This is a genomic window from Micromonospora chokoriensis, from assembly GCF_900091505.1.
Taxonomy (GTDB): domain Bacteria; phylum Actinomycetota; class Actinomycetes; order Mycobacteriales; family Micromonosporaceae; genus Micromonospora; species Micromonospora chokoriensis.
In genome coordinates this window covers 602,383-623,384 of record NZ_LT607409.1, presented here as the reverse complement: position 1 = coordinate 623,384, position 21,002 = coordinate 602,383, and the positions used below count along the sequence as shown (strand labels likewise).

23 protein-coding genes and 1 pseudogene are annotated in these 21,002 nt (G+C 72.1%); 14 read left to right on the top strand and 10 right to left on the bottom strand.

Annotated features, from left to right (window positions below; all coding sequences use genetic code 11):
- The first annotated feature begins 49 nt into the window (after positions 1–49).
- Complete coding sequence (locus tag GA0070612_RS02880) at positions 50–217, top strand: DUF3117 domain-containing protein (RefSeq protein ID WP_007455245.1); 168 nt, start codon at positions 50–52, stop codon at positions 215–217.
- A 148-nt stretch (positions 218–365) separates the two neighbouring features.
- Positions 366–1,820, top strand: a complete 1,455-nt coding sequence (locus tag GA0070612_RS02875; protein WP_088986500.1) for a leucyl aminopeptidase family protein — start codon at positions 366–368, stop codon at positions 1,818–1,820.
- 12 nt (positions 1,821–1,832) lie between these two features.
- On the opposite strand, the gene GA0070612_RS02870 is transcribed toward GA0070612_RS02875, so the two are convergent.
- A complete protein-coding gene (locus GA0070612_RS02870) occupies positions 1,833–2,402 on the bottom strand; it encodes an O-methyltransferase (protein ID WP_088991232.1) in 570 nt (189 codons plus the stop codon).
- Positions 2,403–2,920: 518 nt separating this feature from the next.
- Between GA0070612_RS02870 and GA0070612_RS02865 the strand changes: the two genes are divergently transcribed.
- Both GA0070612_RS02865 and GA0070612_RS02860 read left to right on the top strand, forming a co-directional pair.
- A complete protein-coding gene (locus tag GA0070612_RS02865; protein WP_088991231.1) occupies positions 2,921–4,246 on the top strand; it encodes a S1C family serine protease in 1,326 nt (441 codons plus the stop codon).
- 76 nt (positions 4,247–4,322) lie between these two features.
- A complete protein-coding gene (locus GA0070612_RS02860) occupies positions 4,323–4,745 on the top strand; it encodes a Sec-independent protein translocase family protein (protein WP_088986499.1) in 423 nt (140 codons plus the stop codon).
- Positions 4,746–5,453: 708 nt separating this feature from the next.
- Here GA0070612_RS02860 and GA0070612_RS02855 read toward each other — a convergent pair.
- The 3 genes from GA0070612_RS02855 to GA0070612_RS02845 form a co-directional block, all read right to left on the bottom strand.
- On the bottom strand, positions 5,454–6,602 hold the full coding sequence (locus GA0070612_RS02855) for an Mrp/NBP35 family ATP-binding protein (RefSeq protein ID WP_088986498.1): 1,149 nt from the start codon (positions 6,600–6,602) through the stop codon (positions 5,454–5,456).
- Positions 6,603–6,678: 76 nt separating this feature from the next.
- A complete protein-coding gene (locus GA0070612_RS02850; protein WP_088991230.1) occupies positions 6,679–7,311 on the bottom strand; it encodes a DUF1003 domain-containing protein in 633 nt (210 codons plus the stop codon).
- Positions 7,304–8,593, bottom strand: a complete 1,290-nt coding sequence (locus GA0070612_RS02845) for a magnesium transporter MgtE N-terminal domain-containing protein (RefSeq protein ID WP_088986497.1) — start codon at positions 8,591–8,593, stop codon at positions 7,304–7,306. Before GA0070612_RS02845 ends, GA0070612_RS02850 begins: the two co-directional genes overlap by 8 nt.
- A 33-nt stretch (positions 8,594–8,626) precedes the next feature.
- On the opposite strand from GA0070612_RS02845, the gene GA0070612_RS02840 reads away from it, so the two are divergent.
- Together GA0070612_RS02840 and GA0070612_RS02835 are read left to right on the top strand one after the other, a co-directional pair.
- Positions 8,627–9,496 (top strand): PhzF family phenazine biosynthesis protein, encoded by an 870-nt coding sequence (locus GA0070612_RS02840; RefSeq protein ID WP_088986496.1) that lies wholly within the window; start codon positions 8,627–8,629, stop codon positions 9,494–9,496.
- Positions 9,497–9,508: 12 nt separating this feature from the next.
- Positions 9,509–10,036: a hypothetical protein gene (locus GA0070612_RS02835; protein ID WP_197699299.1), complete on the top strand. Its 528-nt coding sequence runs from the start codon at positions 9,509–9,511 to the stop codon at positions 10,034–10,036.
- Between the two features lie 8 nt (positions 10,037–10,044).
- On the opposite strand, the gene GA0070612_RS02830 is transcribed toward GA0070612_RS02835, so the two are convergent.
- A complete protein-coding gene (locus GA0070612_RS02830) occupies positions 10,045–10,764 on the bottom strand; it encodes an HAD family hydrolase (protein WP_088986494.1) in 720 nt (239 codons plus the stop codon).
- Between the two features lie 106 nt (positions 10,765–10,870).
- Here GA0070612_RS02830 and GA0070612_RS02825 point away from each other — a divergent pair, with 106 nt between their 5' ends.
- The 3 genes from GA0070612_RS02825 (at position 10,871) to GA0070612_RS02815 (ending at position 13,801) form a co-directional block, all read left to right on the top strand.
- Positions 10,871–11,815, top strand: coding sequence for a DMT family transporter (locus GA0070612_RS02825; protein WP_088986493.1), 945 nt, complete (start codon positions 10,871–10,873; stop codon positions 11,813–11,815).
- 82 nt (positions 11,816–11,897) lie between these two features.
- Positions 11,898–12,422 (top strand): SigE family RNA polymerase sigma factor, encoded by a 525-nt coding sequence (locus GA0070612_RS02820; RefSeq protein WP_088991229.1) that lies wholly within the window; start codon positions 11,898–11,900, stop codon positions 12,420–12,422.
- Positions 12,419–13,801, top strand: coding sequence for a WD40 repeat domain-containing protein (locus GA0070612_RS02815; RefSeq protein WP_088986492.1), 1,383 nt, complete (start codon positions 12,419–12,421; stop codon positions 13,799–13,801). Before GA0070612_RS02820 ends, GA0070612_RS02815 begins: the two co-directional genes overlap by 4 nt.
- On the opposite strand, the gene GA0070612_RS02810 is transcribed toward GA0070612_RS02815, so the two are convergent.
- Both GA0070612_RS02810 and GA0070612_RS02805 read right to left on the bottom strand, forming a co-directional pair.
- On the bottom strand, positions 13,737–14,069 hold the full coding sequence (locus tag GA0070612_RS02810; protein WP_088986491.1) for a DUF1330 domain-containing protein: 333 nt from the start codon (positions 14,067–14,069) through the stop codon (positions 13,737–13,739). The genes GA0070612_RS02815 and GA0070612_RS02810 overlap by 65 nt on opposite strands.
- Entirely contained in the window at positions 14,062–14,886 is an 825-nt protein-coding gene (locus GA0070612_RS02805; protein WP_088986490.1) for an SDR family NAD(P)-dependent oxidoreductase, read from the bottom strand. The genes GA0070612_RS02810 and GA0070612_RS02805 overlap by 8 nt, the downstream gene beginning before the upstream one ends.
- A 128-nt stretch (positions 14,887–15,014) precedes the next feature.
- Here GA0070612_RS02805 and GA0070612_RS02800 point away from each other — a divergent pair, with 128 nt between their 5' ends.
- Positions 15,015–15,971, top strand: coding sequence for an HpcH/HpaI aldolase/citrate lyase family protein (locus GA0070612_RS02800; RefSeq protein WP_088986489.1), 957 nt, complete (start codon positions 15,015–15,017; stop codon positions 15,969–15,971).
- A 73-nt stretch (positions 15,972–16,044) separates the two neighbouring features.
- Here GA0070612_RS02800 and GA0070612_RS02795 read toward each other — a convergent pair whose 3' ends face one another.
- Positions 16,045–16,563: a DUF4190 domain-containing protein gene (locus GA0070612_RS02795; protein ID WP_088986488.1), complete on the bottom strand. Its 519-nt coding sequence runs from the start codon at positions 16,561–16,563 to the stop codon at positions 16,045–16,047.
- Positions 16,564–16,679: 116 nt separating this feature from the next.
- Here GA0070612_RS02795 and GA0070612_RS02790 point away from each other — a divergent pair, with 116 nt between their 5' ends.
- The gene (locus tag GA0070612_RS02790) at positions 16,680–17,585 is read left to right on the top strand and encodes an SDR family NAD(P)-dependent oxidoreductase (protein ID WP_088986487.1); all 906 of its coding nucleotides are present in this window, start codon (positions 16,680–16,682) and stop codon (positions 17,583–17,585) included.
- A gap of 16 nt (positions 17,586–17,601) precedes the next feature.
- Here GA0070612_RS02790 and GA0070612_RS02785 read toward each other — a convergent pair whose 3' ends face one another.
- Entirely contained in the window at positions 17,602–17,808 is a 207-nt protein-coding gene (locus GA0070612_RS02785) for a DUF4190 domain-containing protein (protein ID WP_231924444.1), read from the bottom strand.
- 497 nt (positions 17,809–18,305) lie between these two features.
- Between GA0070612_RS02785 and GA0070612_RS02780 the strand changes: the two genes are divergently transcribed.
- Positions 18,306–19,502: an acyl-CoA dehydrogenase family protein gene (locus GA0070612_RS02780; RefSeq protein WP_088986485.1), complete on the top strand. Its 1,197-nt coding sequence runs from the start codon at positions 18,306–18,308 to the stop codon at positions 19,500–19,502.
- A gap of 117 nt (positions 19,503–19,619) precedes the next feature.
- On the opposite strand, the gene GA0070612_RS02775 is transcribed toward GA0070612_RS02780, so the two are convergent.
- Positions 19,620–20,027 carry a CoA-binding protein gene (locus GA0070612_RS02775; RefSeq protein ID WP_088986484.1) on the bottom strand — a complete coding sequence of 136 codons (408 nt, stop codon included), beginning with the start codon at positions 20,025–20,027 and terminating at the stop codon, positions 19,620–19,622.
- A gap of 68 nt (positions 20,028–20,095) precedes the next feature.
- Here GA0070612_RS02775 and GA0070612_RS32370 point away from each other — a divergent pair, with 68 nt between their 5' ends.
- Both GA0070612_RS32370 and GA0070612_RS32985 read left to right on the top strand, forming a co-directional pair.
- A complete protein-coding gene (locus GA0070612_RS32370) occupies positions 20,096–20,413 on the top strand; it encodes a hypothetical protein (RefSeq protein ID WP_231924443.1) in 318 nt (105 codons plus the stop codon).
- Positions 20,414–20,444: 31 nt separating this feature from the next.
- Positions 20,445–20,847, top strand: a pseudogene (locus tag GA0070612_RS32985) (transposase); the annotation flags it as partial.
- Positions 20,848–21,002: the final 155 nt, after the last annotated feature.

The window sequence follows — 21,002 nt, the reverse complement described above, 5'->3', positions numbered from 1 at the left end:
GGCTGTGGGGCAACCCACCGACCCTGGTGTAGGTCTGAGGGGAGACAACATGGCGGCGATGAAGCCGCGGACGGGCGACGGTCCGCTGGAAGTCACCAAGGAGGGTCGGGGCATCGTCATGCGGGTCCCGCTGGAGGGCGGTGGCCGGCTCGTCGTCGAGATGACTCCCGACGAGGCCAACGCGCTTGGTGACGCGCTGAAGGCAGCGGCCGGCTGAGTAAGGAGTGGTCCGGGCGGCGCAGGCCGCCCGGAGCGTTCTTTCTGACCCTGGGCCACCGGTACCGCCGGTGGCTCAGGGTCTTCATCGGTGCGGGCAGGCGGGTTCGGCTCCGCTCCGCGAAACTCTCCTGGAGGTACGGTCCCGCGTGCTCGCCATCCGTCTGATCGCCGAGCCCGACCGGCTCGACGTCCTCGTCCTGCCCGTCCGTGCCGCCGATTCGGCCGAACTCGTCCCGACCGCGGTGACGCCTCCGGACGGCACGGCCGACGAGGCCGCCGCACTGGTGCCGGCGGCCCGACTGACCGGCCGGGCCGGCGAGATCCACACGCAGGTGCGCCCCGGGCGTACCCCCGGCCGGATGCTCCTGCTCGGCGTCGGCGACGGTGGCGAGGCGGCCTGGCGGACGGCCGGCGCCGCACTGGCCCGCGCCGCCACGGATGAGACGCATATCACCATCGCGCTGCCGGTCGAGGTGACTCCGGCCGCAGTCCGCGGGTTCACCGAGGGACTGCTGCTCGCCCCGTACCGGTTCCGCTTGACCGAGGCCGGCACCGCACCGACGCTCGACGGCGTCGACCTCCTGCTCGCCGACCCGACCGCGTTCGAGACCACCATCGCCACCGCCCGGACCACCGCGGCGATGACCCATCTCGCCCGTGACCTGACCAACACCCCGTCCTCGGTCAAGAACCCGCAGTGGTTCGCCGACCAGGTGGCCGCCGCCGCAGCCGACCTTCCGGACCTGCGACTGCGGGTCCGTGGGCCCGCCGAACTCGCCGCCGAGGGCTTCGGTGGCATCCTCGCCGTCGGTGGAGGCTCGGCCAGCGGCCCCCGGCTCGTCGAGCTGGACTGGCACCCGGCCAACGCACGCACCCACGTGGTGTTGGTCGGCAAGGGCATCACCTTCGACACCGGCGGCATCTCGATCAAGCCAGTGCCGGCGATGAAGCTGATGCGCAAGGACATGGCGGGCGCGGCCGCAGTCGTCGCCGCCACCCTGGGAGCCGCCGAGATGCGGCTGCCGGTGCGGGTCACCACATTGGCCCCGCTCGCCGAGAACATGGTCAGCGGCGCGGCGTTCCGGCCCGGCGACGTCATCCGGCACTACGGCGGCACGACGAGCGAGACGACCAACTCCGACGCCGAGGGCCGCCTGGTCCTCGCCGACGCGCTGGCGTACGCGGTGCAGCAGCTCAAGCCGGACCTGCTGCTCGACCTCGCCACGCTCACCGGCGCCAACGCCGTGGCCCTGGGCAAGCGCACCGGCGCGCTGTACAGCGAGAACGACCAACTGGCCGCGGACGTGCTGGCCGCCGCCGAGGCCGCCGGTGAGTCGGCGTGGCGGATGCCCCTGCACAACGACTACGTGGAATACCTGGGCAGCGAGATCGCCGACCTCTACAGCGCCCCGGCGCAGGGTGCCGGTTCGGTGCTGGCAGCGCTCTACCTGCGCGAGTTCACCGGCGAACTACGGGACCGGTGGCTGCACCTGGACATGTCGGCCCCGTCCTGGGCCGACGGCGACCAGGCCGAGGTCAGCCGAGGCGCGACCGGCTGGGGCGTCCGGTGGCTGCTGCGCTGGCTGGCCAGCGTCGACTGACCAGGCCGGCGCTCAGCACTTCACGGCGGCGAGCAGCCCGTGCCCGACCGGAAGCAGCGCGGGAATCCAGTGCTCCGACTCCCGGACCGCCTTGATGGTCTCGCGGACCGTCACCGTCTCCGCGTCCCGAGCGGCCGGGTCACCGATCCGGCCGCCGGCGAGCACACCGTTGAGCGCGAGCACGCCACCCGGCCTCAGCAGCCGCAACGCCGCCTCCACACAGGCGTGGAAGCCGGTCGCCTCCGCGTCCACGAACACCAGGTCGTACGCACCGTCGGCGAGCCGGGGCAGCACGTCGAGCGCGCGACCGGTGATGATGCGCGTGCGGCCCGCGGCGAAGCCCGCCTCGGCGAAGATCCGCCGGGCGATCCGCTGGTGCTCCACCTCCACGTCGATGGTGGTGAGCACCCCGTCCGCGCGCATGCCGCGCAGCAACCAGACCCCGCTCACCCCCGTGCCGGTGCCGATCTCGACCACGGCGCGCGCGTTGCCGGCGGCCGCCAGCAGCCGCAGTGCCGCGCCCGCACCGGGGGTGACCGCATCGAGGCCCACCTCCCGAGCCAGGCTGCGGGCGGTGCGCAGAACGAGGTCCTCCGTGACGTACGACTCGGCGAACTGCTGAGCCTGGGCCGTCGAACTGCCGGAACCGGCGACCGTGGCGATGGGGCACCTCCGGGGGCGGTGCGTGGTGCGGGGGCGGGTTGGCACTCTGAGCGTAGAGGCGACCGTCGTGGAGCGCAGCCGCGCCTCCGCCTGTCGCGATCGCCGGGGCAACCGGTGACTCCACCGCGTACATCCGTGCAATCCTGGAGGCGGTATCCCGTCAGCCGCGACCGAACCGGCCCGTGGCCGGGCGACGCGGCGCGGGATCCGGGGACGGACTGGGAGGCACCGACGTGACCGACGGCTGGGACTGGCGCCGGGGCGGTGAGACTCCGGCGCGACCGCCCGGGGCGGGGAACTCTCCGGCCGGGCCGCCGACCACGCCGGAGGCGGGCAACGCGTCCACCGTGCCGCCGGGCGGGCCGGCGCCGGGGCACCCGCCGGTGGTCGGTGCGCCGTCGTCGGGTTGGCCGGCACCGGGTCATCCGCCGGGCGGCGTGCCCAATGCCGGGTCGGCGTCGGGTTGGCCGGCACCGGGTCATCCGCCGGGCGGCGTGCCCAGTGCCGGGTCGGCGTCGGGTTGGCCGGCACCGACAGCGGGCGGGGTGCCCGGCCCGGCCGGGGCGTCGCCCTGGTGGTCGGACGCGCTCGCCGACCCGTGGAGGGACCCGGCCGCGCCGACCGCGGTGGTGGTGCCCGGGGCGGTGGTGGCCGGCATCGAACCCGAGGCGGTCACCGATCCGGATGCGCCGGGCCGACCGACGCTGCGTCACCTGCTGCTCATTCCCGTGATCACCGCCCTTCTGGCCGGCACCCTGGGTGGCGCGCTGGGCTACGCGTTCGCGGTTCGCGGCGGTGCTGGTGGTGCGGTCCTGGGCGGTGCGCCGGTAGACCCGCCGGCGCTGGCCCAGCGCAAACCGGAGTCCCTGGCCGGTGTCGCCGAACGTGTCCTGCCCAGCGTTGTCACCGTCCGGGTCAGCAGTCTCGGCGGGACCAGCGAGGGCTCCGGCTTCATCGCCACCGCCGACGGCCATGTGATCACCAACGACCACGTGGTGGCCGGCGGCACCGGCAAGGCCTCGGTGGTCTTCAACGACGGCAGCAGCGCGCCGGCGACCATCGTCGGGCAGGACCCGGAATCGGACATCGCCGTGATCAAGGTGAGTCGTCCCGGGCTGCGCGCGGTGGAGTTCGGGGATTCGGACGCGTTGGCCGTCGGCGACCCGGTGCTCGCCATGGGTTCCCCGTTGTCGCTGGCCAACACGGTCACCGCCGGCATCGTCAGTGCCCTGGACCGGACGATGCAGGCGGGCGAGCCGGGCGGGCCGGTGCGCTACTACGCGGCCATCCAGACCGACGCCGCGGTCAACCACGGCAACTCCGGTGGCCCGTTGGTCGACGGTGCCGGGCGGGTGGTCGGAGTGAACTCCACCATCAAGTCCCTGGTGGCCGAGGGGCAGGAGGCGGGCAACATCGGTCTCGCCTTCGCCATTCCAATCAACCAGGCCAAGCGGGTGACCCAGGACATCATCGGCACCGGCAAGGCCCGGCGTACGGTGATCGGCGCCCGGGTGGACGGCCCGGCCGGAGTTGCCGGGGGCGGCCTACGCCTGGCGGAGGTGGAACCCTCCGGCCCGGCGGACGGCGCCGGGTTGAAGGTCGGCGACGTGATCCTCAAGATCAATGGGCGCCCGATGACCGAGCCGACCGACCTGACCGCCCTGGTACGCAAGTACGCGCCGGGCTCGGTGGTGACCGTCGAGTTCCGGCGAGGCTCAGCCCGACAGAACACGTCGGTGAGACTCGCCGCGGACGCCAAGTGAACAGCGGCTCACCCCTTGCCCGACGGCCGCCCGACGTGCGTAGTCTTGCTGCTGACGCCGAGAGGGGGCCAACGGGATGCTCGACAACCTGAACTGGTGGGAGATCGGAGCGCTGCTGCTCCTGGCGCTGCTGATCTTCGGCGACCGGCTGCCCGCGGTCATCACCGACGGTCTGCGGTTGGTGCGCAACCTGCGCAACATGGCCCGCAACGCCACCGGCGACCTGAGCCGCGAGCTGGGCACCGACATCCAGTTGGAGGACCTGCACCCGAAGGCGTTCATCCGCAAGCACCTCCTCAGCGAGGAGGACGAGGCGGCGATCCGCAAGCCGTTGCAGGGCGTCTACGACAACCTCCGTGCCGACGTCAGCACCGTGCACGACGACCTGAAGGACGTGGCCAACGCCGCGGACCTGCGTTCGGGCGGTTCCCGGTCCAGCACGGCCACCAGCAGCCCGTCGGCGCCGGCCCCCCGCGCCAGCTACGACGACGCCACCTGACCGACCCCGCCGTACCACCCCGTCCCTCCTGCCGCATCGCCCGTCCCGCCACGGCACACGACAGGTCCACGCAGACCCGGCAGCCACCCCGCACCCCGTCTTGCTGCGCCGCGCCGCGCCCGTTCTGCCGCGCGGCGCCCCGCCCGTTCTGTTGTGCCGCGCTGCGCCGCGCCCGTGCTGTCGTGCCGCGCTGCGCCGCGCCCGTTCTGTTGTGCCGCGCTGCGCCGCGCCCGTTCTGTTGTGCCGCGCTGCGCCGCGCCCCGTCTTGCCTCGCCGCGCGGCCCCGGTGCGGCCCGCCGTGCCGTTCGGCCTCGGTCCTACCGTGATCAACTCGGCTTCACGAAGCAATCTTGGACAGTTACCGTCACCGGCGAACGGAAACTGTCCAAGATTGCTCCGGGTTGACTCCGGGCCCGGCAAGTCGGCGTGCCAACCGGAGCGGCGGGCCGCGCGACACCCTGAAGGTCGAGTCAGTCACTCCGGCGGCCTGGCGTTTCGGCGGCCTGGCGTTTCGGCGGCCTGGCGTTCCGGTGGCCTGGCGACGCGAGGGCCTGGCGACGGTCCAAGGTGCCGCGCACAAGGACGACCCGAGGGTGGCCGCGCACAAAGACGGTCCGAGGGCCGCGTACAAAGACGGTCCCGGGGCCACGCACAAGAGACGGCTCAGCCCGCCGGCCGGTGGCCGACGGGCTGGCGGGGTGCCGGAGGTCAGCGGCCGGCGGGCTTGAGGCCGAGCGGCTTGCCGAGCAGCGACTCACGGCGTACCGCGAGCCGGTCGGCGATCGTGCCGAGCGCCTGCGCGGCCGGGGACTCCGGCTCGGCCAGCACGATCGGGTTGCCCGCGTCGCCGGCCTCGCGGACCCGGGTGTCCAGCGGGATCTGCCCGAGCAGCGGCACCTGGGCACCGATGGTCCGGCTCAGCGACTCGGCGACGGCCGTGCCACCGCCGGCCCCGAAGATCTCCATCCGGGAGCCGTCCGGCAGCTCCAGCCAGGACATGTTCTCGATGACGCCGACCACGCGCTGGTGGGTCTGCAGGGCGATCGCACCGGCCCGCTCCGCCACCTCGGCGGCGGCGGCCTGCGGGGTGGTGACCACCAGGATCTCCGAGTTGGGCAGCAACTGGGCCAGCGAGATCGCCACGTCGCCCGTGCCCGGGGGGAGGTCCAGCAGGAGCACGTCCAGGTCGCCCCAGTAGACGTCGGCCAGGAACTGCTGCAACGCCCGGTGCAGCATCGGACCACGCCACACCACTGCGGCGTTGCCGGCGGTGAACATGCCGATCGAGATGACCTTCACGCCGTGCGACTGCGGCGGCATGATCATGTCTTCCACGCGGGTGGGACGGCCGTCCGCGCCGAGCATGCGGGGCACCGAGTGGCCGTAGATGTCGGCGTCGACCACGCCGACGGAGAGCCCGCGCGCGGCGAGCGCCGCTGCCAGGTTGACGGTCACGCTGGACTTGCCGACGCCACCCTTGCCGCTGGCCACCGCGTACACCCGGGTACGCGAGCCGGGCTGGGCGAACGGGATGACCGGCTCCTCGGTGGCGCCGCCGCCACGCAGCTGGGACTGCAACGACTGCCGCTGCTCCGGGGTCATCACCCCGAAGTCGATCTCCACGCCGGTGACGCCGGGCACTGCGGCGACGGCGGCGGTGATGTCCGTGCGCAGCTTGTCCTTGAGCGGGCATCCGGCGACGGTGAGCAGCAGCTCGACGCGTACGACGCCGCTGGCAGCGATCGTGGCGGAGCGGACCATGCCCAGCTCGGTGATGGGCCGGCGGATCTCCGGGTCGTTGACGGTGGCCAGGGCGGCCTGGATCGCGTCCTCGACGGTGCTCACGGGTGCTGACATGCCCGCAATGCTACGTCGCGGGGCATCCCCTGCCGCCGCTGCCCGGTGCGGTGTGAGCCAATCGATGGCCCGGCGGTCAGCCCTCCGACCGGCGGGGCCCGGTGCCGTCCGGACGGGCGTCGTGGGCGAAGTCGCCGTCCAGGTCGTCGCGGGGTTCGTCCAGGCTGATCCCGTCGGTCGGCCGCTGCCCACGCCGCTCCTGTTGGCGGCGCTCCAGCCGCTGCCGGCGCTGCCCCACCTCGTCCAGTTCCTCTGCCAGCCGGGCCAGCTCGGAGCGGAGGAAGTCGCGGGTCGCCACCTCGCCTAACGCGATGCGCAGCGCGGCGATCTCCCGAGCCAGGTACTCGGTGTCCGCCTTCTGCGCGGTGGCTCGCCGCCGGTCCTCCTCCGCTGCCAACCGGTCCCGGTCGGCCTGCCGGTTCTGGGCCAACAGGATCAGTGGCGCGGCGTAGCTGGCCTGCAACGACAACACCAGGGTCAAGAACGTGAACGTGTACGGGTCGAAGCGCAGGTTCGGCGGGGCCAACGTGTTCCAGAGGAACCAGATCGTGATCACCACCGTCATGACGACGATGAAGTTCGCGGTCCCCATGCCCCGGGCGATGCCCTCCGACCACCTGCCGAACGCTTCGGCGTCGAAGCGGGGCAGCTTGATGCCCCGGGGCTCGCGGGGCTGGTCCAGCCGTTCGGTCCGCCGCTGCTCAGCCATCCGCGCCATCCAACACGGCGTCGGTGGTGGACCCCGGGGCGGGCAGGGCGTCCCGGTCCCGCCAGTCCCGGGGTAGCGAGTGGTCCAGCACGTCGTCCACCGTCACGGCGCCGACCAGCCGGTTGTTCCGGTCGATCACCGGCATGGCGACCAGGTCGTAGGTGGCCATCCGACGGGTGATCTCCGGCAGTGGTGTGGTGGGGCGCAGCGGATCGATGTCGTTGACCACCACCTTGCCGAGCAGGTCGGCGGGTGGTTCGCGCAGCAGCGCCTGGAAGTGCACCATGCCCAGGTAGCGGCCGGTCGGTGTGTTCTGCGGTGCCCGGGTTACGAAGACCTGCGCGGCGACGGCGGGGGAGAGCTGCGGCTCCCGGATCCGGGCCAGCGCCTCGGCGACGGTGGCGTCCGGCGGCAGGATGACCGGCTCCGAGGTCATCACGCTGCCCGCCGTGCCCGGCGTGTACTTCAGCAGTTGACGCACCGGGTCGGCCTCGTCCGGTTCCATCAGGTCGAGCAGGACGTCCTGTTCCGGTGGGGGCAGTTCGTTCAGCAGGTCCGCGGCGTCGTCCGGGTCCATCTCCTCCAGGACGTCGGCGGCCCGTTCCCGGTCGAGGGCGGCGAGGATCTCCACCTGGTCGTGCTCCGGTAGCTCGCTGAGCACGTCGGCCAGCCGCTCGTCGTCCAGCGCCGCCGCTACCTCGTTGCGTCGCGTGTCGGGCAGGTCCTGCAAGGCGTTGGCCAGGTCGGCGGGGCGCATGTCCTCCAGGACGGCGAGCAGGTTCGCCGTACCCCGGTTGTCGGCGATGCCGCTGAGCCCGCGCACCCGGTCCCACTCGACCTGGTGCAGGTGACCGCGGCGGCTGAGTCGACCGGTGTGCTCGCGGACGGCGACCCGGGTCAGTGACCACTCGCCGCCCCGGGAACACTCCATGGCGACGTCCACGACCGCGCCGGGCTGGCCGCCGGGGTCGAGTTGCACCCGCCGGTCCAGCAGTTCCTGGAGCACCAGCAGCTCGCTCGGGCGCTTCTCGAACCGGCGGAGGTTGAGGGTGCCGGAGCCGAGCACGACGGCGTCGGCGTCGATGGAGGTGATCCGGTTGATGGACAGGAAGATCCGACGACGCATCGGCATCTCGGCGACCAGGCCCACCACCTCCGGCGGTCGCTTCGTCGCCCGGAGCCGCGCCACGGCGTCACGCACCCGGCCCACCTGGTCACCGTTCGGATCGAAGACGGCGACTCCGGCGAGACGGGCGATGTAGACCCGGGTCGGCGTGCTCACGGGCACCAGCCTAAGCGCCTAGTGTTTATCAACATGTCGACCTTGGCCTACGAGATCGTGGACGTCTTCACCGACCGCCCCTTCGCCGGCAACCCGCTGGCCGTGGTGTTCGGCGCGGAAGGGCTGGCCACCGAGCAGATGCAGGCACTCGCGTTGGAGTTCAACCTCTCCGAGACGGTGTTCGTGCTGCCTCCGACCCAGGTCGGCGTCACCTACCGGGCCCGAATCTTCACTCCGGTGGAGGAGTTGCCGTTCGCCGGGCACCCGAGTGTCGGAGCGGCGGTCACCGCGAGCCGGCGGGGCATGTTCGGTGTGGGGTCGGTCACCCAGGAGTGCCACGCCGGGGTGCTGCCGATCGAGGTGACCCCCTCCGGTGCGACGTTGACCGGTGGCACACCGACCCTCGGGCCGGAGCTGGATCCGGAGCCGTTGCTGGAGATCGCCGGGCTGACCGCGGACGACCACGTCGGCCCGGCGCCCCGCGTCGCCGGCTGTGGGTTGGAGTTCCCGTACCTGCCGGTGCGTCCGGAGTCGGTGGCCCGCGCCACGGTGAACGCGGCCGCGGCGCAGCGGTACGGGGTTTCGCACGTCAGCGTCTTCTCCTGGGACGGCGCGACGCAAACCGCGCACGCCCGGGTCTTCGTGCCGGGCATCGGCATTCCGGAGGACCCGGCGACCGGCTCGGCGGCGCTCGGCCTGGGTGTGTGGCTGGTGGCGACAGGCCTGCTGCCGGGCGATGGGCTGTCCCGTTACGCGGTCCGTCAGGGTGTGGAGATGAACCGACCGTCGGCCCTGGCCTGCACGGTCACCGCGGCGAACGGTGTGGCGGTCGGCGCGACGGTCGCCGGTCAGGTCATGCCGGTGGCCCGGGGTGAGATCGCCGTCCCGCCGTTCGTCGGTTGAGCCCGGACGCCGATGCGGGAGGATGCGAGGGTGACTGACGACACGCAGGGGTCGACGCCGCTGGTCGACGAGGCGATGAAGAAGGCCGCGGTGGCCTGGGTGAGCGTGTCGGGCGGGCCGGCTCTCGCGCTCTGGTGCGCCCCTCTCGAGGGCGCGCTCCTGGTGGTCAGCGGGCCGGGCGAGCAGGCGGCGCCGGGTCTGTCCGACGCGACCGAGGCGCAGGTCTCCCTGCGTGGCGATCACGGTGGTCGGATCGTCACGTGGCCGGCGAGGGTGAGCCAGGTGCGGCCGGGCACCGAGGAGTGGGACACCATCGCGCCGCTGGTGGCGGCGAAGCGCCTCAACGCGGCCGGGCCGACCGCCGACCTGGTGGCCCGCTGGGCTGCCGAGGGGTGCGCGGTGAACCGACTCGCCCCGGCGGGAACGCCGCTGGCCGGCACGGAGCTGCCGGCCGACGCGCAGGCCGAGCCACCCCGGGCCACCCCGGCGGTCCGGGCCACGCGCAAGCCGTTCCGCCTGCACCGGGTCCGTCGTCGCTGATCGGCTCGTCAACCCGCCCGACCGCCGACCCCCACCACCTCGGCGTCGCTGTCGACGAGGGCCAGCACCTCGCCCAGGGTGGCGAGCGTCGGCCCACGCCAGTCCAGGTCGGCGTTGAACACCATGTGCGTGGACAGGTCCGGGGCGGCGAGGCGGACGGCCGTCATCCCGGCCCGCTCGGCGCCGGTCAACTCCTGGCTGCCACCGTCGCCGACGTACAGGCAGTCGCCGGGCGTCAGCCCGAGTCGCTGGCAGGCGGTCAGGTAGAGCGCCGGATCCGGTTTGCACCGTCCGACCTGCACCGAGAAGACCCGCACGTCGAGCAGGGGGGCGACGGCGAGCTGCGGCAGGAAGGCCGGCAGTTCGTGCGTACAGTCGCTGATCACGCCGGTGCGCAGGCCACGCTGGCGCAGGGCCGCGAGCACCGGCACGGCGTCGGCCCGGAGCCAGGTGTCCGCGCGAACCGCCCGGTGTCGCGACGCCACGGCCGCCCGTACCGCATGGTCAGTGGGGTGTACGCCGGCCTGGGCGCACACCCAGCGAAGGGTCGCCTCCGCGTTGCCGAGCAGGCCGGTGGCCCGTTCGTAGTAGGTGCGGTCCAACACCTCGGTCAACGTGTCGGCGTGACAGCCGAGCAGCTCGGCCGTGCTGGCGTGCGCGACACCGCGCTGCACCGAGTGGGTCAGGGTGCCGAAGAAGTCGAACAGCACCGCCTGGTAGGTGGGCATGGGGGAGCGCCTCCGGGCGGTAGCGGATCGCCGGCGCGGACGCGCGTGATCGTAACGGAGCGATGACCCTCCGTGCTGTCCGTCATACGTGTGAGGATTACGTCCCGTGCCCCCACCTTCACACCGGCCGTCACTGGATCCGCTGACCACCGGCGCGGTCGGCCTGGCCGTGGTCGCGGTGTCGTCGTCCGCGCCGCTGATCGCGTACGCCGCCGCGCCCGCGCTGGCCATCGCGTTCTGGCGCAACCTGCTGGCGGTCGCCGTACTGGGCCCGTTCTCGCTGGCCCGACGCCGTGCCGAGTTCCGTCGGCTGGCTACCGGAGTGGGCCGGCGGGAGGGGCTGTTCTGCGTCCTGTCCGGGGTGGCGCTGGCCGGTCACTTCGCCACCTGGGTGCCGAGCGCCCAGCTCACCACCGTCGCCACGTCCACCGCGTTGGTGGCCACCCAGCCGGTATGGCAGGGGCTGATCGCCCGCGCCCAGGGACGTCGACTGCCCCGGATCGTGTGGATCGGCATCGCCGTGGCGGTCGGCGGGGCGGCGGTCGCCACCGGCGTGGACGTGGGGGTGTCCGGCCGGGCCGTCCTCGGCGACGTGCTGGCGCTGGCCGGTGCCATGTTCGCCGCCGTCTACACCGCCTTCGGCGAACGGGCCCGGACCAGCATCAGCACCACCACGTACACCACCATCTGCTACGGGATCTGCGCGCTGATCCTGCTGGCCATGTGCCTGGCCGGTGGCGTACGGCTGACCGGGTTCGACGGGCGCACCTGGCTGGCCATCCTGGCCCTGGTGGTCGGCGCCCAACTGCTCGGGCACTCGATGTTCAACTATGCCCTGCAGAAGATCCCGGCGACCACGGTGAGCGTGCTGATCCTGCTGGAGGCGCCCGGCGCGGCGCTGCTCGGGTGGGCCTGGCTGGGGCAGGTTCCCCGCCCGTACGCGCTGCTGGGGATGGCCTTGCTGCTGGCCGGTGTGGCGGTGGTGGTGCTCGGTGGCCGTCGCGCCGCACCCACCGCGCTGCCGACCGACCCGACCCCGCTCGACGACTGATCGCACGACACGAGGAATTCGGGTGGTGGTTCCCTCCGAGACGGGCCCGCCGCGCGTCTATCCCGGTGAGGAGGGCGATCCGTTGACGACTGAGGACCGCACCCGGGACAGCTTCGCCGACTTCGTCCGGGCCGAGACCGCCGGGCTGACCCGGCTCGCGTACCTGTTGACCGGTGACCGGCACCATGCCGAGGACCTGGTCCAGGTGGCACTGGCCCGGGTCGCCGTGCGGTGGGAGCGGGTCGCGGACCCGCGCGCCTACCTGCGTCGGGTGCTGTGCACCCAGGCGGCCAGTTGGTGGCGCCGGCGGCGGGCCCGGCCACCGGAGCGGCTGGACGGCGTGGTGCCGGAACGCCCCGACCCGGGTGACGACGCCGAGGTCCGGTTGGTGTTGTGGACGGCGTTGGCCCGGCTGACCGCGCGGCAGCGCGCGGTCCTCGTGTTGCGCTACTACGAGGACCGCACCGAGACCGAGACGGCGGAACTGCTCGGCTGCCGGGTGGGCACCGTGAAGAGTCAGACCCGGCACGCCCTCGGCCGGCTCCGCGTCCTGGCCCCCGAGTTGTCCGAACTCGTCGGCCGTGACCCGCAGGAGGTGACCCGGTGACCGCCCGACTCTCCGAGGCTCTGCGCCGCCTCGCCGCCGACGTGCCGCCCGCGCGCGTACCGGACGGGCTCTTCGACGCGGCGCGGACCCGGCACCGTCGTCGCCGGGCCGCCGTCGCCGGCGCGCTCGCCGTCCTGGTCCTCCTCCTCGGCGCCGGGTACGCGCTGCACCCGGTGGCCCTGTCGCTGCCGGCCGGCCCGCGTCACGACACCCCCGGCCTCCCGACCAAGCTCGTCGATCCGCCGCTGCGGACCGCCTCGGTGGGGCACTCGGCGCCTGGCATGGCGGCGATGCTCTTCGGTGGTCCCGCGGTGCGCACCAACTGGTTCGAGACCCGGATGGGTGTGGTGGCGGCGGACGACGACCGCTACCGGGTACTGGACGGCGACCCGGCCGTCGCGGGTTTCGAGGCGTTGCTCTCCCCGGACGGCCGGTACGCCTGGATGGGCGGTTCCCTCATCGACCTGACGTCCGGCGAGACGGTCCCGGGCCGTCCGGACGGCTACCCGCTCGCCTTCGCGCCGAACGGGAAACGCCTGGTCTACGCCGACCCCGACACCACGTTCACGTCCCCGAACACCTACTCCACCCCGTCCGTCGGGGTCTACGACCGGGATCTTGGGACGGACGTGCTGCGGGTGCCTGTCGGCACCGGCTGGATCCCGCCGGGGCGCACTGCCGCGCTGTCGCCGGACGGCGGTGACCTGGCCCTCCAGGTCCGCGACGAGGTCTGGCTGATCCGGGTGGGCGACGCGGGGGCGGATCGGCTCGCCGCGCCGTACCGGAAGCTGCCGCTGGCCGGCGGGCGGCTCGCCGGTGCCGGCTCCTGGTTGCCGGACGGCCGGTCGGTGGCGGTCCTGGACCGGTCCACCTGCACCGACTGCCCGGTGCCGTCCTACCGGCGCACCTGGACACTGGCCACGCGGTCCACTGTCGACGGCGCCTCCTTGGCCGGCGCGGCGTTCCCGCCGTTGCGCTCCCGCTCGTTCGTGCAACTGCTCGGTTGGCGCTCGGTGGACGAGGCGGTCGCGTTGGTCGGCGTGCCGGGGCCGGAGGCGGAGGACCTCCCGGAGGAGCACGACATCGCGTGGGGGCCGTATCACGAGGTCGGCACGGAGGCGGTGGAACTCGTGGTGCTCCGTCGGGGCGCGACAGCGCCGGACGTGCTCTTCCGGACCCCGGAGGGCATCACCGACCTGTCGGTCGCCGCCGACCTCGCGATCAGCGGGGCGGTACGCGAGTCCGGCCGCCCCCACTACGGGCCGCCGCCGTTCTGGGCGCTCGCGGCGGGGTTCGTCCTGGCGGTCCTGGTCGCTATGCCTGTGCTGTCGGGGCTGCGCCGCCGGCGTGACCGGCGACGGGCTCGTGCACCTCGATGACCCGGGTGGTCGGGGCGGCCGCACCGAGCGCGCTCCGCAGGGCCGCCCGGTCCGGGTCGGCGAGGAACGACTCGTACCCGGCCCGGGAGTCGAAGCGGATCACGTGCACCTCGGCCCGGCCGTCGGTGCCGTGCAACCGCCGGTCGAGGTGACCGCCGTGTCGTTCGAGCAGGGCCAGCACGGCGTCCTCGTAACGCTGTCCGGCCGTCTCGGCACTGGCGGCGAAGTCCACGATCGCGACGAGGGCCAGCCCGACGGCGCTAGTCATCGATGCCCACCGCCTTGGCGCTGGCCTCCCAGAGCCGGGCCGCGAGGTGCGGGTTCACGGCCTTCCGGTACGGCCGACGCAGTCGACGGTCGACGTAGTAGCCCCCGTCGACCAGCCGGGAACGATCCTGGTTGGCCAACCACACCAGGGTCTCGGCGCCCTTCTCCGGGCTGCGGAACGGCATGAACCGCATACCGATCGCCACCAACCTGCTGTCGTTGCCGAACCGGGTACGCACCACCCCGGGGTGGAAGCTGTACACGGACATCCCCGGCCAGCGCCGGGCCGCCTCGACGGTGAACAGGATGTTCGCCTGTTTGCTGGTGCCGTACGCGCCCGTCGGCCGGTATCCGCGCAGTGGCGCGTTCAGGTCGTCCGGGTCCAACGCGCCGAAGCGGTGAGCGCCGGAGGCGGTCACCACGACCCGCTTCACCCGGTCGGCGAGCAGATTGGTCAGCAGGAACGGAGCCAGGTGGTTGGCCTGGATGGACATCTCGAAGCCGTCGACGGTGCGCAGCGGTTGCAACGCGATAGCCCCGGCGTTGTTGGCGAGGACGTCGATCCGGTCGTACGTCGTCCGTAGCTGCTCGGCGAGCCGGCGTACGTCGTCGAGGATCGCGAAGTCGGCCCGGAACAACTCCGGACGCTCGCCGGAGTTCTCGCGTACCCGTTCCGCTGCGGCCTGGAGTCGCGCCGGGTCCCGTCCGACCAGCACCACCTGGTCACCTCGGCAGGCCAGCCCCACGGCGGCCGCCAGCCCGATGCCGGAGCTGGCCCCGGTCACCACCACCAGCCGACGCCCAGTGAGATCTTCCACAGGTCCATTCACCCCGGTCATGGCGCGAGGTTACCGTGGCGTCACAACGCCCTTTGGGATCGTTAAGGTCTCGGATCTGTCGTCAGGTGGCGTCGGCATGCCCGCCGGACGCTGGAAGGAGCGCATCCATGGCCGTCGTCGGTCGCCCCCGCAGGTCCTGCCTCGCCGTCCCGGGTTCCAGCGTCAAGATGCTGGGCAAGGCCCAGGGTCTCCCGGCCGACCAGGTCTTCCTCGACCTGGAGGACGCCGTCGCCCCGCTGGCCAAGCCGGACGCGCGTAAGAACATCGTGGCCGCCCTCAACGAGGGTGACTGGGCCGGCAAGACCCGGGTGGTCCGGGTCAACGACCTGACCACCCCGTGGACCTACCGGGACGTCATCGAGGTGGTCGAGGGGGCCGGCGCGAACCTGGACTGCGTCATGCTGCCGAAGGTGCAGACCGCCGCCCAGGTGCAGTGGCTGGACCTGACGCTCACCCAGATCGAGAAGACGATCGGCCTGGAGGTCGGTCGGATCGGCATCGAGGCGCAGATCGAGAACGCCGCCGGACTGGTCAACGTGGACGCGATCGCCGCCGCCTCGCCGCGCGTGGAGACGATCATCTTCGGCCCGGCCGACTTCATGGCGTCGATCAACATGAGGTCGCTGGTGGTCGGCGGCCTGATCCCGGACTACCCGGGCGACCCGTACCACTACATCCTGATGCGGATCCTGATGGCGGCGCGGATGCACGACAAGCAGGCCATCGACGGCCCGTTCCTGCAGATCCGGGACGTGGACGCGTTCCGCGAGGTGGCCAGGCGTTCCGCGGCGCTGGGCTTCGACGGCAAGTGGGTGCTGCACCCGGGCCAGATCGACGCCGCCAACGAGGTGTACCAGCCGGCGCAGGCCGACTACGACCACGCCGAGTTGATCCTCGACGCGTACGAGCACTACACCTCCGAGGCCGGTGGCAGGCTGGGCGCGGTGATGCTCGGCGACGAGATGATCGACGAGGCGTCCCGCAAGATGGCCCTCGTCATCTCCGCGAAGGGTCGGGCCGCCGGCATGAGCCGTACCTCGTCGTTCACCCCACCGGCGGAGTGACGCGCGCCGGGCCGGACCGACAGCCACCGGCCGTCGACCCGGCCCGGGTGGTACGCCGACCCGGCCGCCGCCCTCAGTAGCTGCTGCTGCCGCTGTCGCCCGTGGTGACCGCGAAGATGATCGCGGCGACGTAGAAGGCGATGCCCAGCACCATCAGCGCGGTGATGATCCAGCCGACGATGATGCCGGCCTTCGCCATTCCCTCACCGCCCTCGCCGCTGGCCCGGATCTGCTTCTGTGCCACGTGGCCGAGGATCGCCCCGATCGGCGCGGTGACGCCGCAGGTGGTGACGCCGACCAGGGCCAGCACCAGCGAGGCGATGGCCAGGCCGTTGGTCTTCGGCTGCGGCGGGTAGCCGTAACCGGGGTGCGGCGGCGGGTAGCCGGGCGGGCCGTACGCCGCCACCGGCTGCACCTTGGCACCCGCGTACGGGTCGCCCGGCGTGTACGGATCCACGGGCGCGTACGGGTGGGCGGGGCCGGGCTGGGTGGGTACCGGCTGACCGGCCACCAGGGTCGGGTCCGGTGCGGGGCTCGACGGCTGCGCCGACCACGTGGGGTCGCTCCAGCCGTCGGGCGGGGGGTTGGTCATTCGAACTCTCCGTCAGGTCGGGTGCGGCATCAGGGTAGCCAGCACCGCCCAAACCTGACGCCCCCGCTACCGGGTGCCGCGTTGCTCGGGCCGGTCGTAGCGGGCAGGATCCTGGCATGGCATTCGACGCGCGCGCCGCGGACCGTTCCGGCAGCCGACCCAGACGGGACGTCAGCCGCCCCGGCGTCGCCCGACGAGCCCGGGTGGCCACGCCGACGGGGAGTTCCGGCCCCGACGAGCCGGTCGCACTCGGCGATCCGGTGACCATGCGGCTCGACGGCCGGGTCGCCCTGGTGACCGGGGCGGGCAGCCCGGACGGCATCGGGTACGCCACCGCCCGCCGTCTCGCCGACCTGGGCGCCCGCGTGGCCATCGTCTCCACCACCCGACGCATCCACGAGCGGGCCGGTGAGCTGGGGGTGACCGGTTTCGTCGCGGACCTGACCGACGAGTCCGAGGTCGGTGCGCTCGCCGACGCGGTCGCCGAGCAGTTGGGCGACGTCGAGGTGCTGGTCAACAACGCCGGCCTGGCCAGCCGGGCGAGCCAGGGAGTGCTGCGGCCGGTCGCCCAGTTGACCTACGACGAGTGGCGCGGCGAGATCGACCGCAATTTGTCCACGGCGTTCCTGTGCAGCCGCGCGTTCATCGGGGGCATGGCCGAGCGGGGCTGGGGTCGGATCGTCAACCTCGCGGCCACGGCCGGTCCGGTCAACGCCCTGCCCACCGAGGCCGCGTACGCGGCGGCGAAGGCAGGGGTCGTCGGGCTGACCCGGGCGTTGGCCATGGAGATGATCGCCGACGGGGTGACGGTGAACGCGGTCGCGCCGGGCACGATCTACACCGCTGCGTCCACCATGGCCGAGATCAAGCAGGGGTTGGGCACTCCGGTGGGTCGACCGGGCACCCCGGACGAGGTCGCCGCGGCAATCAGCTTCCTCTGCTCGCCGGCTGCCTCGTACATCACGGGTCAGATGCTGGTGGTGGACGGCGGCAACAGCGTCCGCGAGGCCCGGTTCCGCTGACCCGGGCGGCCCACGGTCAGTAGCGTCCGCCGTCGCCGGTGTTGCCCAGCGCGACGAGCGCCAACCAGCCGCAGCAGGCCAGCACCGTGAGCCCGGTGAAGACGTAACCGAGGATCAGGCCCCAGGTGGCGAGCTGGTCGCCGTCCTCACCGCTGGTGCGGATCTGCCGCCTGGCAATGTGCCCGAGGACGGCGCCGGCCGGCGGGAACACGAACGCGAACACCAGCGACAGGATCGCGAGGACGTTGGTGCCCCGGCCCGGCCCGCCGGGTGGGGGCCGTACTGACCGTAGGGGCCCTGCGGAGGGTACGGCGGCTGCTGGCTCCAGTGCGGTGACTGCTGCGGGCCCTGGTGCGCGTACGGCGACGGGTCGTCCGCCGGTGGCCCGTACGGTGAGCGTTCCGCCGGTAGCTCGAACGCCGGCTGGTCCGACGGTGGCTGGCCGGGTGGTGGCGGCGCGTACGGTGACTGGTCCCGTGGTGGCTCGTAGGGCGACGGTGGCGGCTCATCCCCTGGTGGTCCCGACGGCGGCGGGTAGCTCACTGCTGCACTCCTCCTGCCGGTGCCGGAAAAGCCCCTCTTGCCGGACGCTACCCGCAGCGGTGAACCTTTTCACAGCGGTTGTGTGTACTGGTCACCTTGGCCTCGTCGGCCCCCGAGGTCGATACTTACCCAGCGTTCAGTTACCCATGAGTAGTGCGCGGATCCCCGGAGGCTGAGATGGCCCGACTCGCCCAGACGCCCGGCCTGACCGATGTGCAACGGTCGATCCTGGAGACCGTTCGGGACTTCGCCGACAAGGAGATCATCCCGCACGCGCAGCGGCTGGAGCACGCCGACGAGTACCCCACCGACATCCTCGACGGCATGCGCGAGATGGGGTTGTTCGGCCTCACCATCGACGAGGAGTACGGCGGTCTGGGCGAATCGCTGCTCACCTACGCGCTGGTGGTGGAGCAGCTGTCCCGGGGCTGGATGTCGATCTCCGGCATCGTCAACACCCACTTCATCGTGGCGTACCTGATCTCCCAGCACGGCTCCGCCGAGCAGAAGGCCCGCCTCCTGCCGAAGATGGCCACCGGCGAGGTCCGCGGAGCGTTCTCGATGTCCGAACCGGAGACCGGCTCCGACGTCTCCGCCATCAAGTCCCGGGCCGTCCGCGACGGCGAGCACTACGTGCTCAACGGGCAGAAGATGTGGCTGACCAACGGTGCGTACTCCTCGGTGGTGGCCACCCTGGTCAAGACCGACACCGGTGCCGACTCGGTGTACGGCAACATGAGCACCTTCCTGCTGGAGAAGGAGCCGGGCTTCGGCGAGACCGCCCCCGGCCTCACCATCCCCGGCAAGATCGAAAAGATGGGTTACAAGGGCGTCGAGACCACCGAGATGGTCCTCGACGGGGTGACAGTGCCCGACTCCGCGATCCTCGGCGGTGCCGACCAGGTGGGCCGGGGCTTCTACCAGATGATGGACGGCATCGAGGTGGGCCGGGTCAACGTGGCCGCCCGCGCCTGCGGCATCTCCATCCGCGCCTTCGAGTTGGCGGTCGGGTACGCCCAGCAGCGCAAGACCTTCGGCCAGCCCCTCGCCAAGCACCAGGCCATCGCCTTCAAGCTCGCCGAGATGGGCACGAAGATCGAGGCGGCGCACGCCCTCATGGTCAACGCCGCCCGCCTCAAGGACGCCGGCCAGCGCAACGACGTCGAGGCCGGGATGGCCAAGCTGCTCGCCTCGGAATACTGCGCCGAGGTCGTCCAGGAAGCGTTCCGCATCCACGGCGGCTACGGCTACTCCAAGGAGTACGAGATCGAGCGGCTGATGCGGGAGGCCCCGTTCCTGCTCATCGGCGAGGGCACCTCGGAGATCCAGAAGACCATCATCTCCCGCGGCCTCCTGAAGGAATACAAGCTCTGACCGCCCGCCCGTCGCCCTGCCTCGTCGATCAAGGAGTTCTGGTGGGTGACAAAAGTGCCTATGACCGCAAGTCCGGCACCACAACTCCATGATCGACGGGGTAGGGCAGGGGCTTGGTCAGGCGAAGCGGGTCAGGTCGCCGGCGGCACGTTCGACGATGAGGCAGCGGTCCTCGACGTACTCCATGCCGGCCTCCTCGGCGATCCTCCGCGCCTCGGCCGAGACGATGCCCAGTTGCAGCCAGACCGCCGGTGCGCCGATCGCCGCTGCGTCCCGGACCACCTGCACGGCGTCGGCTGCCGGCCGGAACACGTCCACCAGGTCGACCGGGTGCGGGATGTCGGCCAGCGTCGGGTACGCCCGTTCCCCGAACAGCTCGTCGACAGTGGGGTTGACCGGGATGATGCGCCAGCCGTACCGCTGCATCTGCAACGGCACTGAGTGCGCGGCCTTCAACGGGTCGCGGGAGGCACCCACGACGGCGATCACGGCGGAGTCGGCGAGGATCTGCTGAGCGGTACGCACCCGCGAACCTTAGCGTCTGTGCTCTCGCGGAACATCCTCACCTGCAATTCGGGACTGTAAGACGAACGGTGAAACCCCTGATCAAGGAGCCGTGTCTGATGTCTGATGGATCGATGGTTGCCGTGGATACTGCCGCAGTGGCTAAGGAGGCGCCGGGACAACCGGCGGAGGGTGTGGACGCTGAGCTGGTCGCCCGACTGGTGGAGCAGGCCCGTGCAGCGGGTCTGCAACTGACCGGCGATGGTGGGCGGCTGCGGGAGCTCACGAAGCGAGTCCTGGAGTCAGCCCTGGAGGGTGATATCACTGATCATCTGGGTTATGACAAGGGCGATCCGGCGGGCAGGAACGGCGGGCACTCCCGCGATGGCGTGCGGGCTGTCCGGTGATCCTCCTGGACACGGTGCACGTGAAGATCCGCGCGACGGGAAGGTCGCCAACCCGGCCCCATTGGCCTGGCCCTGGCCGTCACGGTCGAGGGCGCCCGGGGCATCCTCGGCTTGTGGGCCGCCGACGGCGGCGAGGGCGCGAAGTTCTGGCTGCAGGTCCTCACCGAGCTCAAGAACCGCGGAGTTCAGGACGCGTGGATGGTGGTCTGCGACGGGCTCAAGGGCCTACCCGACGCCACCGGCGGCCACTTCCCCGGCGAGGGCCCCGCGCTCAAGTGCGTCTATCTCGCCGTGACGAGCTCGGCCCGACCGGGCAGGGCCGCCGGCAGTGGACCATGTGCTGGAAACCAGCCTTGAACGCCTTCGAATCGCCTTCGAAGGTCGCCTGTGCGCACGCCGCAAGTCGCCGTCAACAACCTGAGTTACACCGTTAGTTTGACAGACCCTCACAAAAGGTCATGCCCGCGATGCGGGTGAGGGCTGTCTGGAAGGGATTGGGTTCCAGCGCGCCAGATGGTGCTCAGGCGGGCCCCACAGGCCTCGGTCACAGGCCTATAGTGGTCGATGTCTAGCCCTCCAGTTTCGGTCC